This window comes from Enterococcus sp. MMGLQ5-1 (assembly GCF_013155265.1).
Classification (GTDB): Bacteria; Bacillota; Bacilli; order Lactobacillales; family Streptococcaceae; genus MMGLQ5-1.
The window spans coordinates 71,303-88,039 of sequence record NZ_JABJXU010000011.1; the positions used below are offsets into that span (position 1 = coordinate 71,303).

General features: G+C 37.0%; 13 protein-coding genes. 11 read left to right on the top strand and 2 right to left on the bottom strand.

Going from position 1 to position 16,737, the window contains the following annotated elements; translation table 11 throughout:
* Window positions 1-6: 6 nt before the first annotated feature.
* The 7 genes from HOY35_RS11030 (at window position 7) to HOY35_RS11060 (ending at window position 9,581) form a co-directional block, all read left to right on the top strand.
* A complete protein-coding gene (locus HOY35_RS11030; protein WP_172213591.1) occupies window positions 7-390 on the top strand; it encodes a DUF4430 domain-containing protein in 384 nt (127 codons plus the stop codon).
* The gene (locus HOY35_RS11035) at window positions 387-875 is read left to right on the top strand and encodes an ECF transporter S component (RefSeq protein WP_172213589.1); all 489 of its coding nucleotides are present in this window, start codon (window positions 387-389) and stop codon (window positions 873-875) included. Before HOY35_RS11030 ends, HOY35_RS11035 begins: the two co-directional genes overlap by 4 nt.
* Window positions 876-1,111: 236 nt before the next feature.
* On the top strand, window positions 1,112-3,055 hold the full coding sequence (locus HOY35_RS11040) for a sucrose-specific PTS transporter subunit IIBC (protein ID WP_172213587.1): 1,944 nt from the start codon (window positions 1,112-1,114) through the stop codon (window positions 3,053-3,055).
* 395 nt (window positions 3,056-3,450) lie between these two features.
* Entirely contained in the window at window positions 3,451-4,995 is a 1,545-nt protein-coding gene (locus tag HOY35_RS11045) for a PTS transporter subunit EIIC (RefSeq protein ID WP_172213585.1), read from the top strand.
* A gap of 19 nt (window positions 4,996-5,014) precedes the next feature.
* Window positions 5,015-6,352: a 6-phospho-alpha-glucosidase gene (locus HOY35_RS11050; RefSeq protein WP_172213583.1), complete on the top strand. Its 1,338-nt coding sequence runs from the start codon at window positions 5,015-5,017 to the stop codon at window positions 6,350-6,352.
* An 84-nt stretch (window positions 6,353-6,436) separates the two neighbouring features.
* Complete coding sequence (locus HOY35_RS11055; RefSeq protein ID WP_172213581.1) at window positions 6,437-7,225, top strand: MurR/RpiR family transcriptional regulator; 789 nt, start codon at window positions 6,437-6,439, stop codon at window positions 7,223-7,225.
* A gap of 184 nt (window positions 7,226-7,409) precedes the next feature.
* The gene (locus HOY35_RS11060) at window positions 7,410-9,581 is read left to right on the top strand and encodes an alpha-galactosidase (protein WP_172213579.1); all 2,172 of its coding nucleotides are present in this window, start codon (window positions 7,410-7,412) and stop codon (window positions 9,579-9,581) included.
* A gap of 45 nt (window positions 9,582-9,626) precedes the next feature.
* Here HOY35_RS11060 and rpsO read toward each other — a convergent pair whose 3' ends face one another.
* Window positions 9,627-9,896 carry a 30S ribosomal protein S15 gene (rpsO, locus tag HOY35_RS11065; RefSeq protein ID WP_172213577.1) on the bottom strand — a complete coding sequence of 90 codons (270 nt, stop codon included), beginning with the start codon at window positions 9,894-9,896 and terminating at the stop codon, window positions 9,627-9,629.
* A 265-nt stretch (window positions 9,897-10,161) separates the two neighbouring features.
* Here rpsO and HOY35_RS11070 point away from each other — a divergent pair, with 265 nt between their 5' ends.
* Window positions 10,162-10,851: a response regulator transcription factor gene (locus tag HOY35_RS11070; RefSeq protein ID WP_172213566.1), complete on the top strand. Its 690-nt coding sequence runs from the start codon at window positions 10,162-10,164 to the stop codon at window positions 10,849-10,851.
* Between the two features lie 483 nt (window positions 10,852-11,334).
* Here HOY35_RS11070 and HOY35_RS11075 read toward each other — a convergent pair whose 3' ends face one another.
* On the bottom strand, window positions 11,335-12,303 hold the full coding sequence (locus HOY35_RS11075; protein WP_172213564.1) for an asparaginase: 969 nt from the start codon (window positions 12,301-12,303) through the stop codon (window positions 11,335-11,337).
* A gap of 190 nt (window positions 12,304-12,493) precedes the next feature.
* On the opposite strand from HOY35_RS11075, the gene HOY35_RS11080 reads away from it, so the two are divergent.
* The 3 genes from HOY35_RS11080 to mutL are packed head-to-tail and all read left to right on the top strand — an operon-like array spanning window position 12,494 to window position 16,545.
* Complete coding sequence (locus HOY35_RS11080; RefSeq protein ID WP_172213562.1) at window positions 12,494-13,858, top strand: bifunctional UDP-sugar hydrolase/5'-nucleotidase; 1,365 nt, start codon at window positions 12,494-12,496, stop codon at window positions 13,856-13,858.
* 20 nt (window positions 13,859-13,878) lie between these two features.
* Window positions 13,879-14,508, top strand: a complete 630-nt coding sequence (locus HOY35_RS11085; RefSeq protein ID WP_172213560.1) for a YutD family protein — start codon at window positions 13,879-13,881, stop codon at window positions 14,506-14,508.
* A 27-nt stretch (window positions 14,509-14,535) separates the two neighbouring features.
* Complete coding sequence (mutL, locus tag HOY35_RS11090; RefSeq protein WP_172213558.1) at window positions 14,536-16,545, top strand: DNA mismatch repair endonuclease MutL; 2,010 nt, start codon at window positions 14,536-14,538, stop codon at window positions 16,543-16,545.
* The last annotated feature ends 192 nt before the right edge of the window (window positions 16,546-16,737 follow it).

Here is a 16,737-nt window from a genome sequence, read left to right on the forward strand (position 1 = left end):
ATTAGAATGAAAAAGATTTTAACTGGAATTGTCGTTACTTTATTATTTACAACAGGCTGTGCAAGCCAGAATAATCAAACAAAGGAGACCTCGACTAGCCAAACTGAAATGGTTAAGGTTGAAGTCACATTGACGAAAGAGGGCAGTGATACTGTTGAAAAGCAGGTTGAAGCCAAAAAAGGAACGAATTTGCTAGATTTAATGACAACACAATTTAAAGCCAAAGCGGATAATGGCTTTATTACAGAAATTAATGGCTGGGCGCAGGATGAGGCTGCAGGGAAATATTGGTTATTTAAAGTAAATGGTACCGATTCGCAAGTAGGTGCAAAAGAGGTTAAGCTAAAAAATGGTGATCAGTATGATTTTCGTTTGGAAGCCATGCAATGAGTCTAATTAGGCTAACTCGTCTTGCTCTATTAATTGCTGCTTGTGTCGTCTTACGAACAGCTTTCCAATGGGTGCCAAATGTGCAACCAATTTCTGCTATCTTTTTAATTTTGGTTAGCTTATTAGGCTTGCCCTCGGCTGTTTTAGTGGCGATGATGACGATGCTAGTTACGGGTATTTATATGGGCTTCGGCTATTGGGTTGCGTTTCAATGCCTTGCTTATTTAATTATTCTGATCGGGATGCGCTGTCTAGTTAAACAACCGTTTTGGCTAAGGTCAGGTTATGCGTTATTGTCGGGCTATTTTTATGGTTTAATTATGAGTCTACTCTATAACCTTCTTTTTGGTTTAGGGCATTTTACTGCCTATTACCTTTCCGGTTTATTTTTTGATTCACTACATGCAATTAGCAATTTTGTTTTTTATTTGCTATTATTCCCTACTTTAAGGCAGCTCTTTAAAATGGCAAGGATAATTGAATAAAAATGCTTCTGTTTCATTTTATAAGGCTTGGAATTTTTAATAATTCTAAGTCTTTTTACATAAATAGTAAACGTTTAACATATATATGTCTTTATTTTATGAGTTTAAAGTAAATTTAAATTATTTTCTGTTAAACGATTGACATAAATAAAAAAATCGCTTACAATAAATATCGTCAGAAGATGAAAGCGTTTTTCTTAAAGCTGATCCAGAATTTATAAAAGGAGTGTATTAATATGAATCACAAGGAAGTTGCCGAGCGCGTTTTTGAAGCCTTGGGAGATGATAATTTAGTTGCTGCAGCCCATTGCGCAACTCGGTTAAGATTAGTTGTTAAAGATACATCTAAAATCAATCAAAATGCATTAGATGAAGATCCTGATTTAAAGGGCACATTTGAGGCAAATGGTCAGTACCAAATTATTGTTGGTCCTGGCGATGTTAACGTTGTATATAAAGAATTAGTTGCATTGTCAGGCGTTGGCGAGACATCAAAGGATGAGCTTAAAGAAGTTGCAAATCAAGAGACGAACCCGGTCATGAAATTAATCAAGGTATTATCCGATATATTCGTGCCACTTATTCCTGCATTGGTCGCTGGTGGTCTCTTAATGGCACTTAATAATGTACTGACTGGTCAAGGCTTATTTGGACCAAAATCAATCGTTGAAATGGTGCCGGGTATTCAAGGATTTGCTGAAATGGTTAACTTAATGGCCTCAGCTCCCTTTGCCTTTTTACCAATTTTAATTGGTTTTTCAGCTACTAAACGCTTTGGTGGTAATCCATATCTTGGAGCTGCTGCGGGGATGATGCTAGTAATGCCTGGCTTAGTCAATGGTTACGGTGTAGCAGAAGCGATGGCAACTGGTAAAATGCCATATTGGGATGTTTTTGGCTTCCAAATTGCGCAAGCAGGCTATCAAGGGCAGGTTTTACCTGTTATTGGTGTTGCTTGGATTTTGGCAACTTTAGAAAAATTCTTCCATAAACATTTAAACAACGCAGTTGATTTTACATTTACACCAATGTTATCGATTATCATTACCGGTTTTGTAACCTTCGCCTTTGTTGGTCCTGTCTTACGTACAGTATCTAACGGCTTAACTGATGGGATTGTTTGGGTAGTTCAAACATTAGGTGGCTTTGGCTACGGTATTTTTGGTGCAGTTTATTCGGCAATTGTTTTAACAGGATTGCATCAGTCCTTCCCTGCAATCGAAACTACTTTGTTGGCAGATATTGCTAAGACAGGTGGTAGCTTCCTATTTCCAATTGCTTCAGCAGCAAATGTTGCTCAGGGTGCGGCCTGCTTTGCAATCTTCTTATTAACTAAAAATGAAAAACAAAAAGGCCTAGCTTCTTCAGCAGCATTTTCAGCAATGCTCGGAATTACTGAACCTGCTTTGTTTGGGGTAAATCTTAAATTGAAGTTCCCATTCTTCATTGCCTTGGGTGCATCAGGAATTGGCTCAGCATTTTTAGGCTTTACTAATGTGCACAGCGTATCACTTGGACCTGCTGGTGTGATTGGTTTTATCGCAATTGATCCAAAATCAATTCCAATGTTTATGGTTGGTATTGTTATTAGTATGGTAATTGCCTTTACAGCAACTTATATTTATGGTCGTAATAAGCTAGAAGTGCCTGCTAATGCGGCTACTGCTGATACGGCTGCTCAAAGTATTAATACAGTTGTCAATACCGAAGGCGTTTCTGATGAAGAAATTGCTGCACCAGTTCAAGGAACAGCCCTTCAATTGAGCGAAACTAAGGATCCTGTCTTCTCAAGTGAAATGATGGGGAAAGGTCTGGCGATTGAACCAACAGATGGTAAAATTTATGCGCCAGCCAATGGTGTTTTGACAGTAACTAATGATTCAAAGCATGCCTATGGTATTCAAACGGATAAAGGTGCTGAAATTTTACTTCATATTGGTATTGATACAGTCCAAATGAATGGTGATGGTTTTACTACAGAGGTTAAACAAGGACAGGTAGTTAAACAAGGTCAGCTTTTGGGTTCATTTGATATTGATAAAATTAAAGCAGCGGGCTTTGAGTCAACGGTTATGGTGATTATAACTAATACAATGAGCTATGCTGAGGTTGATAAAATTGCCAACCGGGCTGTTAAGGTCGGAGAGACAATCATTAGCTTGTCTCAGCCAACAAAATAAAAGCGATAAGGGAGTTTGATGTGACCCCCAAAAGTTAGACCTGAAAATCTAACTTTTGGAGGTTTTTTTGTATGGTAAAACACAGTTTCGAATTTCAACTTAAAACGGTTCAAATAGATACCTCATCCGGTCAGACAGAAAACGTCTGACTGAACAAACGAATGACTCGTCTATTTTCACAGGTTTAATCAGAGAGAGTAAGCACCATGGTTTCTGATTTTTTTACGAGGCAATTTAGCACCTTTTCTACGTTGTTAAACGTCTTTTGTTCCACCTCCTTTAACGTTTCAATCAATGGACTTAAGTCCATTGCAGCGGAGAACTATTGAAAGCGTTTGCAATATCAGTTAAATTAATAACAGATACGTATCCAATAATATTGTGGAGGGAATTGAATGAAGGAAAAAGTTACTGAGTCAATGCAAAAATTCTCAAGGGCAGTTATTGTTCCTGTGAAATTTATGGCAGTCATGGGATTATTTTTGGCGTTCTCTGTTATTTTTCAGTTAAATTTTATGCCATCGTTTCTTCAAAGCTTTGGTGAATTAGTTAAGACGATGATGGATAGTATGTTAAACAATCTATCACTTATTTTCTGTATTGGAATCGCTTCGTCTTTAGCTAATAAGAAAAAAGTAGAGGCCGGCTTAACAGCATTAATTAGTTTTTTGTTTTTTTTAGCAGCTAATAATGCTTGGCTGACTATGAATAATATGATTGCAGAAGCTGGGACGATGGGGCTATATGGAACTGGTCAGGGCATGGTCTTAGGATTTCAAGTCGTTGACATGAACGTTTTTCTTGGTATGATAATTGGTTGCTTGGTTGGTTATATTCATAATAAGTTCTCTAACATTGAGCTGCATGATATTTTGAAAATTTATGGCGGTTCTAGATTATCATTTATGATTTTAGTACCAATTATCCTTGCTCTAGCGATTGTTTTAAGCTATATCTGGCCAGTAGTCAATGAAGGCATTGGTTCAATGTCGAATCTTATTTTGACCACTGGACTTTTGGGAGTTTTTATTTATTCTTTTGGGAATCGCTTTTTAATTCCAACAGGCTTGCATCATTTATTATGGATGCCATTTTGTTTTACGGCTATTGGCGGCACCGCTGAAATCAATGGTCAGGTCTATAGCGGTGCTGTTAACATTTTCTATGCGGAAATGGCCAATGCTGGTACGATTACTCAGCTTGATTCTTCGCTAAGATTTGCGACCTTTGGCTTTGTTAAAATTTTTGGCTCAATTGCAGTTGCTTTAGCGATTATATACTGTGCTAATAAGAATAAAAAAGAAGAAACAAAAGGTATGATTCTGCCTTCAATGTTTGTTGCTAGTATTGCTGGTATCACGGAACCATTAGATTTCTCGTTTTTATTTATCTCACCACTTTTATGGCTGGTGCACAGTTTATTGACTGCTGTCTCTGAAACTTTGCTATGGGCTTTAGGAGCAAGAACATATATGCTTTACGGCATATTAGATACCTTTGTTTCCAATTCTGTCTTTAGTCCGTCTGTAACCAGATTTTATTTGGTGATTATTGTTGGCATTGTAATGAGCATTATCTGGTTTTTCATCTTTGTCTTTCTGATTAAAAAGTTTGATATTAAAACACCAGGTAGAGAAGCTGAAGAGCTTGAGGCAGCGGGGACAATAACAATTTCTGGTGATGCGCAAGCAACTATCCAAGACGAACAATTAGTAATTGATGGCTTGGGTGGTCCAGAAAACATTGAAATGGTTACAAACTGTTTTACTCGACTTAGGGTGACAGTCAATGATCCTGTGCGGGTCAATAAAGCATTGCTAGAGTCGCTTCAGAGCTCTAAGGGTGTTGTGATTAATGATAAAAATATCCAAGTCATTATTGGAATGGGTGTTCAAGACTTTAAGGAAACAGTTTGTGAGATCTTAGGAATTTCAGAATAAAGAAAGAAGGATTATTAAAATGAGTTTAGAAAAACAATCAGTTGTAATTGCAGGTGGCGGTAGCACTTATACTGCCGGGATCGTCATGATGCTTATCGAAAATCAAGATAAATTTCCATTGAGAAAGCTGAAGTTTTATGATAATGATCAGGAGCGTCAAGCTATTGTTGCTAAAGCATGTGAGGTTATTGTTAAGGAGCGTGCACCAGAGATTGAGTTCTTAGCGACAACTGACCCCGAAGCAGCTTTCACCGATGTTGATTTTGTAATGGCGCACATTCGTGTTGGTGGCCTTTCGATGCGTGAACAGGATGAAAAAATTCCACTGCGTCATGGTGTGGTTGGGCAAGAAACCTGTGGTCCCGGTGGTATGGCCTATGGTATGCGTTCGATTCCCGGTGTAATTGAATTAATTGATTATATGGAAAAATATTCACCAAACGCTTGGATGCTGAATTATTCCAATCCTGCGGCAATTGTTGCAGAGGCGACTAGAATATTGCGTCCCGATGCAAAAATCATTAATATCTGTGATATGCCAGTCGCAATTAAGAAATCAATTGCGGATATTCTAGGCTTAAAGCATGAAAGTGAAATTGTAGAACGTTATTATGGCTTAAATCACTTTGGTTGGTGGACTGAAATGACTGACAAGGCTGGTAATGATTTAATGCCAAAATTAAAGGCACACGTCAAAGAACACGGTTATGCGGCAGCGGGTAATGAAGCGAATCCATTATTAGACGAAGCTAGCTGGATGGATACCTTCCAAAAAGCGAAAGACGTTTACGCAATTGACCCAGATACCTTACCAAATACTTATTTAAAATACTATTTATATCCAGATTATGTCGTTTCTCATGCGAATCCAGATTATACTAGAGCAAATGAAGTAATGGATAATCGTGAAAAAGAAGTTTTTGCCGAATGTCGACGTGTTGCAGAAAAACAAACAGCGGTTAATACGACGATTGAAGCAGGTGAGCATGCCGAATTTATCGTTCAATTGGCAGGTGCATTAGCGTACAACACTTATGAGCGAATGCTATTAATTGTTAAAAATGATGGTGCAATTGCTAATATTGATAAGGATGCAATGGTAGAGGTGCCGTGTATTGTAAGTAAACGTGGCTATGAGCCGCTTTGCATGGGGAATATTCCTGACTTCCAAAAAGGGATGATTGAGCAACAGGTTTCTGCTGAAAAATTAGTCGTTCAGGCTTACATGGAAAAATCATACCAAAAATTATGGCAAGCCTTTACGCTTTCAAAAACGGTACCGAGTGCTAAGGTAGCTCAGGAAATTCTAGATGAAATGATTTTAGCTAATAAAGATTGGTGGCCAATTCTTAAATAATTGTGGATAAAATTGGGCGGTTAAATACCGGCCAATTTTTGTGCTACAATTATAAAAATAGACATACCTTAGGAGTAAGAAAAGATGGTTTTTACTGATTTAGTGAATGAAAACTTTAATAGCTTAAATGACACAGATTTATTTATGAGTAATTTTATCATTGATCATCCAGAAAAGGTCAAAAAAATGAGTACGCAAGATTTTGCAAAAACCTGCTTGTCTTCAAAATCAACAGTGATTAGATTTGCTCAAAAACTCGGTTTTACCGGTTTTACTGAATTACGTAACTATATAAAATGGCAAGGCAAAGAAGAGGTCCTTGCTCAAAGCTCAAATTTCGTAGCTCAAATTTTTAATGATAATGAAAAAACCTTATCTTATATTTCTAAAGGTGATTGGCTGGAGGTTTATCAGAAAATTGAACAGTGTCAAACAATTTACATATTATCAACAGGCGTGACTCAGCGTAGTCAGGCTTCAGAGCTACAGCGGCTATTTCTGTTGATTGGCAAAACAGCCTTACACATTCCAGCCTCTGCTCAGACGAGCGAGTTCCGTCGAATTGTTGATCGATTATCCGAGAAGGATATGGTATTTGTACTTTCATTGTCAGGGGAAAATACGCATCTAGAAAATTTATTAAATGTTTTATCAGTTAGAAGGGCAATTATTGTTTCGATTACGAGCTATCAGAACAATTGGTTAGCTGGTAGAGCAGATTACAGCCTATATGCTTCTAGCAGTCGGAGTCCGCTTCCGAATGAATGGTGGCTGCAAACAGCCTCCTCATTTTTTGTTTTGATTGAAGCCTTTGCTTTTGGTTATGTTGATTATTTAAGAAAAAAGCAGGATAATTCGACTAATTATTTTTAATAAAATTTTTTTGAGGCGACTTATTGATTTAAAGCCAGATTATCTCTTATAATTTCTTTTTGTAAAATTTTTTTTAATTTACATCTTGATTCCTCTATTATATCTTTTAAAGTTACTTGACTAAACGTTTACTAAACATTTATAATGATTATAAACCTATTAATGATAAAGAAAGAGGTAATTAATGCCGATAATCGTTGAAAATCAATTATTTCATCTACAGAATGAAGAGATAAGCTATGTCATTTCAGTTGAAAAGGGGAAATATTTAGTTCAGAGATATTGGGGACGTAAAATTGAAACCTTTAACGATAGTCGAAAGCTTCAGATGATTGATCGCGGTTTTGCGACCAACCCGTACCCTGAGGAAAGAACCTTTAGTTTGAATAGTCTGCCTTTGGAGACAAGTACTAATCAAAATGGAGATCATCGTATCGCGAATTATACAATCCGTTCAGCTAGTAATCATACGGTTACTGATTTTACTTTTGACTCTTATGAAATCTTTCAAGGCAAAAAAGTAATCGAAGGCTTACCAACACTTGAGGCTGATGAGCAGCAGGTAACAACCCTTAAAATTAAGCTAGTTGATGCAATTCAAAATTTAGAGATGACGCTTTACTATCATTTATTTGAAACGCTGCCTGTGATTTCACGCCATGTTACTTTTAAAAATCGTGGTGATGATATGGTAATTTTGGAGAATGCTGGTAGTGTACAAATTGATATCGCAGGTACTGATTATGACCTTTTAACCTTGGATGGATCACATACCGATGAGGCGACAATCAACCGCAGTAAATTGAGAAGTGGTATTCAAAGGATTGAAAGCATCCGTGGTACAAGTAGTCCACAGCATCAACCCTTTATAGCACTCCTGCAACCAAATACTGATGATTTTTCAGGTGAGGTGCGCGCCTTTCATTTAATTTATAGTGGTAATTTTCAGGCTCAGGCAGAGGTTGAGCAGTATGGTTCAACTCGTATTCAGCTTGGAATTCATCCTCAGGAATTTGCATGGCAACTGAAGCCAGAAATGGTTTTTGAAACGCCTGAGGCAGTTATGGTCTTTGCTAAAAATGGTCTGAACGACATGAGTCAAACATTTCACCAGCTTTATCAAAATCATTTAATTCCGGAGCCGTTCAGAAAACAAGCACGACCAATTGTCCTGAATACATGGGAAGCAAATTATTTTGATATTACAGAAGAAAAATGTGAGCAGCTCGCTACTAAGGCTGCAGAAGCCGGAATTGAGCTATTTGTTTTAGATGATGGTTGGTTTGGCAAGCGTGATGATGATACCACTTCCTTAGGCGACTGGTATGAAAATTTAGAGAAATTGCCAAATGGGATTAGTGGACTGGCCAAGATGGTTCATCAAAAGGGCTTGCAATTTGGTTTGTGGTTTGAACCAGAAATGATATCACGTAGTAGTCAGCTCTATCAGAAGCATCCAGATTGGGCATTGTCTGTTCCTAATTACCAAGCAATTGAAGGGCGACGTCAATTAGTACTTGATTTGAGTAATCCTGATGTTCAAGCGTTTATTATTGATATGCTAACCAGCTATTTGAAAAATGGTGATATTGATTACATCAAATGGGACATGAATCGTCATCTCACAGATGTAGGCAGTAGTGCGTTTCCGAGTCAGCAGCAGGGTGAGATTGGACATCGCTATATACTAGGTCTATATCAAATTTTAGCAAAGGTGACTCAACGCTTTCCGAATGTTTTATTTGAAAATTGTTCAAGTGGTGGCGGACGCTTTGATCCAGGGATGATGCGTTATATGGCTCAAAACTGGACGAGTGATAATACTGATGCCCTTTGTCGTACTAAGATTCAAACAGGCTACAGCTTGATTTATCCACCAATCATGATGGCCGCTCATGTTTCAGCAGTGCCAAATCATCAGGTCGGTAGAATAACCAGCTTAGAAACACGAGCTGACATTGCAATGTCTGGTAATCTTGGCTATGAATTGGATTTAACGGCATGTACCTCAGAAGAATTAGCAGAAATTAAGGCGCAAACGTCATTTTATCGTCTTCATCGTGAATTGCTTCAATTCGGAAAATTTTATCGAATTAAGCCTATTAGTCAATATTTTGAAGCAGGCTGGTTAATTCTCAATGAAGCTGAGGCGGTTGTTATCTATTTTAATGGTTTAGCAAGACCAGCTGTTCCAGTGAATTATCTTCCTTTACATTATTTAGACAATCAAGCAATTTATGAAGAGGCTTCAACAGGTCAGTTATTTAGTGGTAGTGAGTTAAATTATTCAGGAATTACGATTCCAAGAATAAAGACCGACTTTAAGACCTTGGTTTATCATTTTATCAAGCAATAAACAAAAAGGATTGGAAAATAAATTTCCAATCCTTTATTTTTTTGATTAACGACGTAAACCCAAAGCGTTGATTAGCTCACGGTAACGTTGAACATCCTTGTCACGTAAGTAACCAAGTAAGTTACGACGGTGACCAATTTTTTTCATTAAACCACGGTATGTATGGTGGTCCTTTTTATGTACCTTGATGTGATCATTAAGATGATTGATTTCCCATGTTAATACAGCAATTTGTACCTCTGGAGAACCAGTGTCGCCTTCGTGACGCGCAAATTGTGAAATGATTTCGTTTTTCTTTTCTTTTGAAATAGCCATTATTTCCACCTCTTCTGTTTTTGTCAATTACTGAGTAAAGCGTCGGTGTGTCGCTAAACTAAGTAAAAGCTGGTACTATTTAACATAGTACCTTAACACTTTACTATGATTTGAATTAGAATTCAAGTCTTAATTGGATTTATTTTTCTGCAACGCATTAAATCGGCTTTTTATCTATTAAGAACACTTAATTTATTAATTTTTATCTTGTATTTATTAAATAAAATCGGTTTAATTAAAAAGAAGAATACTTGGAGGTGGCAGTATGAAAATTCTAGTTGTTGATGATGACAAAGAAATTGTTGATTTATTATCAATTTATTTAAAAAATGAAAAATTTGAATATGAAAAGGCATATAACGGTGAGGAGGCCTTATCGCTTTTCTTAAAGGAAGAGGATGCCTTTGATTTAATTATTTTAGATTTAATGATGCCTGTAATGGATGGTATGAGTGTTTTACAAACCTTGCGTGCAAAAAAAATTGATGTCCCGGTCTTATTTTTAACTGCAAAATCACAAGATGAAGATGTTGTGAAAGGCTTAGTTGCCGGTGCGGATGATTATGTTACTAAGCCGTTTAATCCGCTAGAAGTTATGGTGCGAATTAAAAATATTTTAAAACGTTCAGAGGCTCGAATTAAAGTTGTGGCTAATAAAATTGAGATAGGCCCGATAGTAATTGATAAAGATACGCATCAAGTTAAAACTAAAGAGGACAACCTTCCAATTTCGTTGACAGTATTAGAATTTGGTATTTTATTACTGTTAGCTACGCATCCCGGTCGCGTTTTTTCTGCAGACGAAATATTTGAGCAGGTCTGGCAGCAAGAGAGTGCTGTTCCAGCTAAAACAGTAATGGTTCACGTATCACATCTTCGGGACAAATTGTTTGAGGCAACTCAAGAACGTTTGATTGAAACGGTTTGGGGCGTTGGCTACAAAATAGAAGAATAATAATTTAATCGCTAAAAAATAGTGGTGGGACAAAAGACGTTTAACGGGCAACTTAGCCCGTGAAGTGACACTGGGAGCTAGCGCTCAAATGTATCATGTTGGATGGGCTACTATCTAAAAAAATTATCGTTAGCCCTAAAGTAAATGCTCACAACATTGTACGAACAAAGTTGTATACAGTTCCCGATGGACCTTGGTCAAAGTAGATGAGGACCTGCAAAATCAAAGATTTTGAGGGAAATTACAAAGTGCATGCCATCATGACAAATTGATGATATTTGTTTGTCTTTGAAATGATCAATCATTTCAGACCAAGCTTATCGCTACGCTGGAAAGCAAGCTTTCCGACTCTGCTTTTGCGCTTTGCAAATGCTCGGAAATTTATCTATTTTCCTATGGTATTGAAGCTATCGCATTGTTCTCTGTAAATTACGAACAATATTAAAGGGTTAGGACTTCTGTCCCAACCCCATTTTTATTTTTTTAATTTTCAATATAATCTTTTAGTTTTTCATTTTCGTAGCCGGCATTATAAGCTAGTAATAGCTTTAGTCTTGCTTTTTGCGAGTTGATTTCTTTGCAAAATAATACGCCCATATCAGCTAGCTGTCCACCACCGCCTTCATATTTATAAACAGGCTCAGAAATACCATTAAAGCATCTTGAGACTAAGACAACTGGAATTTTTGCGTTAATAATCCTTTGAAGCCCTTTAGCTGCCTCAGGTGGTAAATTACCTGCACCTAAGGCTTCAATAACTAGACCATCAATTTTTTCAATATCTAATAAATTGAAAATATCATCTGTCATTCCAGCATAGGCTTTGATGATTGGGATATTGCCTTCAATCGTGTCAACATCAATTGGTGCTGCATAATTTGTTTGCTGGAAGAAAATGATTTGTTTTTTTGTGACCAATCCAAGTGGTCCATGCGTTGGAGTTTGAAATGTGGATACATTCGTTGTATGCGTCTTGGTAACATAACGTGCTGTATGAATTTCATCATTCATCACTACTAAAACACCTTTACCAAAAGTATTTTCGTTACTGGCAACACGAATTGCTGTTAGGAAATTATAAACGCCATCGCTACCAATCTCATTGCTACTACGCATGGCACCTGTTAGAACAATCGGGTACATTTGTCGTATTGTCGAATCGAGAAAAAAAGCCGTTTCTTCTAATGTATCGGTACCGTGAGTAATTACAATACCCTCGATGTTTTCTTCCAAGAACGCCTTTTGACAGCGATTTTTTAAGGCGAGCATATGATATGGCTTAATCTGAGGACTAGGTAGATTACAAAAATCCTCTACAATTAATTCTATGTTATTTTCTGATTGGATTTTGGCATCTAAGAGCGGGTTACGCTCGCTCTCAACAATTTGTCCATCAGCTGTTTCATTCATTGAAATTGTACCACCGGTATGTAAAACAAGAATTTTTTTCATTACTAAAACTCCTTATAAGATACTCATCTTTTTTATATTAAATAATTTGTCATGAATTGTTAAACTTGCAACTTTGCAGCTATCTAAAAACTTTCTTTGGATACAGCAACATATTTTTATTATATAATAGATAATGTGAAAAGAGAATGAATACCCTGAAAACGGTAGAATGGTAGTAAGAAGGAAGATTATGGAGAAAGTTAAGCTTTTACATACAAATGATTTGCATTCACATTTTGAGAATTGGCCTAAAATTCGGCGCTTTTTGCAGTCAGAAAAAGAAGATCCAAATGCCACTGTCCTGACCTTCGATATCGGTGATTTTATCGATCGCTTTCATCCACTGACAGAAGCGACACATGGTAAGGCAAATATCGAGCTGATGAATGAAATCGGATACGATGCCGTAACGATTGGTAATAATGAGGGAATTGGCAGCTCGAAATATGATTTAGAGCACCTTTATGAGAATGCTAATTTTGATATCGTAATCGGTAATCTTAAGGAGCCTAAAACTTCAATCAAGCCTGATTGGGCAGAGCTAACTAAGCTAATTGAAACTAAAGAGGGCACTAAAATCGCTATTTTAGGCTTGACCGCTTATTTTCCTTTGACCTATATTCCGAACGGCTGGCAAATTGAACGAATTGATGAGGTTTTGCCACAGCTAATTGAAAGTGTTAAGAATGAGGCAGATTTAATTGTCCTTTTAAGTCATTTAGGTATTCAAGAGGATCGGCGAATTGCTCGGAAATATCCAGAGCTGTCGATTGTTATCGGTTCACATACGCACCATCTTTTACAGTTTGGAGAGGTTGTTGATGGCACCTTGATTGCTGCTGCTGGTAAGTGGGGTAGATATATTGGCAAAATTGACTTATTATTAAAGGATAAGCAGATTGTCGAGTATAAAATTGAAGCGCTAGAAACTGAAAAGCTACCTATGTTTGCTGATGATGAGCACGAGATTTTTGGACTTTTAGATCGAGGTCATCAGCTTTTAAATCAGCAGGTTGTGGGTGATTTACCCCAAACCTTATCTAACCAGAGCACAACCAGAAATTCAGTGATTGAGCTAGCGTTAGAAGCTGTTCGTGGCTTTGCTGAGGTTGATGTTGCGATTTTAAATAGCGGTCTCTTTTTAGGCAGCATTGCGGCCGGTGAGGTGAATATGGATCAGCTACATCAAATTTTACCGCATCCAATGCATATTATTCGAGTTACCTTAAGTGGCTCCGATATGAAACGTTTAATTTTGGAAATGGAAAAAACAAGAGGCTTTCTAGCTAATTATCCAATCGTGGGCATGGGCTTTCGAGGTAAAATATTTGGTCACATTGTTTATTCAAATATTGAAATTGATCGCTCAACTAAAGCAATTACTTGGCAGAATCAACCAATAGATGAGCAAAAAGAATATACATTTGCCACAGTTGATCATTTTTTATTTATTCCATTTTTTCCGACAATTGAAATCAAAGGACAAATAGAATTTATTTTTCCAGAATTTATTCGTCAGGTGGTTGCGAATTATATACAAAAGGGCTGTAATTAAACAATTAAAAAGGAGTATTTATGCGTCGAAGTGCAGAAGAAGAAGCGGCACGAATTAAAAATTATGAGAAGTACCCAGGCGATAAAGTATCGATGATTGGTGATCAAATAAATATTGGTGATCGCAAGTATCGATTGATTTTTAATTATCGTGAGGGCTTTAATGCGGAAAAACTAGAGCAACGGTTTTCTAATATTTTAGCCAAATATGATTATATTGTTGGTGATTGGGGTTATGAACAGCTCAGATTAAAGGGATTTTATCAAGATTTTAAAAAGAAGGTTGTTTATGATAAAAAAATTGAAACATTGATTGATTATTTATATGAATATTGTAATTTCGGCTGTTCCTTTTTTGTTTTGGAAAAGCTGGAGGATCCAAAGCAGCAAAATCATTATTCTGATGCATCATCAACAGATGTTGATGTTAAAAAAGAAAACAAGCAGCAATCGATTCCCAATAAAAACCGCCATAAATCATCCAAGGTAAAGTCTAAGAAAACGGTGGCATTTGTTGCTGAGAAAACTGGCAGGCCTACAGAAAATCAAAAGCCGATTATTAAGTCAAGAGCTAAGGCTAAACCGCCAGTTGCAAGGGAAGTTGTAAAAAAGGATAAAAATTTCACAATAAAGAAAAGAAATCAGACCTAGTTGATGAGTTAAGAAAGGCGTTGCATCATGTCTAAAATTATCGAATTATCAGAAAATTTAGCTAATCAAATTGCTGCTGGGGAAGTGATTGAACGTCCTGCTTCAGTTGTTAAAGAATTGGTGGAAAATGCCATTGATGCGAAAAGTAAGCAAATTGTTTTAAGCATTGAGGAGTCTGGTCTTAGAAAAATTGAAGTGAATGATGATGGAGAGGGGATTTTAAGAGCAGATATTCTTTCGGCGTTTAAGCGTCATGCCACTAGTAAAATTAAGGATCAAGATGACCTGTTTAGAATCCGAACTCTAGGGTTTCGCGGTGAAGCCCTGCCTTCAATTACGTCAGTTGCAGAAGTCTATATGGAGACAGCGACCAACGAGGAAGACTCTGGCTCAAGTGTGCTAATTAAGGGTGGAACCATAATTAAGCATGAGCAATTTGCCAAGCGGAAGGGCACCAAGATTGTTATTACTAATCTTTTCTATAATACACCAGCCCGTTTAAAATACATTAAAAGCTTACAAGCAGAGCTAGCTCATATTGGAGATGTTATTAATCGCTTGTCGCTTGCTCATCCAGAGATTGCCTTTACTTTGATTAATGATGGCAAGCAAATGATTAAAACGGCTGGAAGTGGGGATTTGCAGCAAGCAATTGCTGGTATTTATGGCATGACAACCGCTCGGAAAATGCTAGCAATTCGTAATGAGGATTTAGATTTTAAAATTAGTGGCTTTATCAGCTTACCAGAGCTAACTAGAGCCAGCAAAAACTATATTACTATTTTAATTAATGGTCGTTATATTAAAAATTTTTTAATTAATAAGGCCTTAATTGAAGGCTATGGGTCAAAATTAATGGTGGGTCGTTTTCCAATCGCCGTTTTAAATATACAAATTGATCCGCAGCTGATTGATGTCAATGTTCACCCGACAAAACAGGAGGTACGGCTATCTAAGGAAAAGGAATTGATGGCCTTAATTCGTCAAGCAGTTACTCAGGCCTTGAGCGATGAACAGCTTATTCCAAGTGCCTATGAAAATTTAAGACAAGGTAGCAAATCATTTCGAGAGGTTACTGAGCAATTAGAGGTTCAGCTCAAGGCTAATCCTAGCGCACATCCATATCAACAGAATGAGCAATCGCAGTATGAGTCAGCGGATTACCGAATTAATGAATCACCTATTGAGTCACAAAATATGCCAAAGAAAGATGACTTTTTGGTTTTTCCAAGCATTGAACAGCCGAAGAAATTAGTTAACCAGTCGATTGTTAATCCAGTGATTGCGCAATCGTCAGCTATGGCTGAAAATATTCAAGACCATGCTGATGAGAGCCCTCTGAAAGAGCATCCTAATTTAAATTTCTCTGAAGATGGTAAAAGGTTGCTTGAAGCGGCCCTTCAGCGTTTAAATGATGAACCACAACAAACCTTTCCCATGCTAGAGTATTTTGGTCAAATGCGAGGTACTTATCTATTTGCACAGAGTAAGGAAGGTCTGTATATTATTGATCAGCATGCGGCGCAGGAAAGAATAAAATATGAATATTTTCGAGAAAAAATTGGTGAGGTTAGTGATGATCAGCAAACCTTATTAATTCCCATAATTCTTGATTATGCCACGGGTGATTTTATTAAAATTAATGAAAAGCTTGATTTGCTGAGAGGTATTGGCATTATGCTAATGCCCTATGGTGGCAACAGTTTTATTTTAAGAAGTCATCCAGTCTGGTTTGATAAAGGCTTGGAGGAATCAATTATTCGAGAGCTAATTGATATGCTTTTAATTACTGGTGAAGTCAGCATTCAGCGATTACGGGCTGAGACAGCAATTATGATGAGCTGTAAGGGTTCAATAAAGGCGAACCATCATCTGCAGGAGTTTGAGGCTCGCCAGCTATTAGCTGATTTAGCAGAGTGTGAAAATCCATATAATTGTCCACATGGTCGTCCGGTATTAATTCATTTTTCTCCAACGGATATGGAAAAAATGTTTAAACGAATTCAAGATCCACATAAAAGCTCATTCGATAATTAAAAAGGTGCTAAGACATAGCAGGGAACTGACACTATAATTAGATACAATTAAAAAAGAGCACCTCAAATTTAGTAAAATAAATTTGGAGGTGTTTTTCTAATGGCAAAACATAATTATTATCCGGAGACATTAAAAATTCAGATCGTTGAGAGATTATTAGCAGGAGAATCGGCTTCATCCCTTCGGGAAGAA

What these genes read in the sequence shown, in the direction of transcription:
- HOY35_RS11030 (WP_172213591.1), top strand. Translation starts at nt 7, where the DNA reads ATGAAAAAGATTTTAACTGGAATTGTCGTTACTTTATTATTTACAACA.
- HOY35_RS11035 (WP_172213589.1), top strand. Translation starts at nt 387, where the DNA reads ATGAGTCTAATTAGGCTAACTCGTCTTGCTCTATTAATTGCTGCTTGT.
- HOY35_RS11040 (WP_172213587.1), top strand. Translation starts at nt 1,112, where the DNA reads ATGAATCACAAGGAAGTTGCCGAGCGCGTTTTTGAAGCCTTGGGAGAT.
- HOY35_RS11045 (WP_172213585.1), top strand. Translation starts at nt 3,451, where the DNA reads ATGAAGGAAAAAGTTACTGAGTCAATGCAAAAATTCTCAAGGGCAGTT.
- HOY35_RS11050 (WP_172213583.1), top strand. Translation starts at nt 5,015, where the DNA reads ATGAGTTTAGAAAAACAATCAGTTGTAATTGCAGGTGGCGGTAGCACT.
- HOY35_RS11055 (WP_172213581.1), top strand. Translation starts at nt 6,437, where the DNA reads ATGGTTTTTACTGATTTAGTGAATGAAAACTTTAATAGCTTAAATGAC.
- HOY35_RS11060 (WP_172213579.1), top strand. Translation starts at nt 7,410, where the DNA reads ATGCCGATAATCGTTGAAAATCAATTATTTCATCTACAGAATGAAGAG.
- rpsO (WP_172213577.1), bottom strand. Translation starts at nt 9,896, where the DNA reads ATGGCTATTTCAAAAGAAAAGAAAAACGAAATCATTTCACAATTTGCG.
- HOY35_RS11070 (WP_172213566.1), top strand. Translation starts at nt 10,162, where the DNA reads ATGAAAATTCTAGTTGTTGATGATGACAAAGAAATTGTTGATTTATTA.
- HOY35_RS11075 (WP_172213564.1), bottom strand. Translation starts at nt 12,303, where the DNA reads ATGAAAAAAATTCTTGTTTTACATACCGGTGGTACAATTTCAATGAAT.
- HOY35_RS11080 (WP_172213562.1), top strand. Translation starts at nt 12,494, where the DNA reads ATGGAGAAAGTTAAGCTTTTACATACAAATGATTTGCATTCACATTTT.
- HOY35_RS11085 (WP_172213560.1), top strand. Translation starts at nt 13,879, where the DNA reads ATGCGTCGAAGTGCAGAAGAAGAAGCGGCACGAATTAAAAATTATGAG.
- mutL (WP_172213558.1), top strand. Translation starts at nt 14,536, where the DNA reads ATGTCTAAAATTATCGAATTATCAGAAAATTTAGCTAATCAAATTGCT.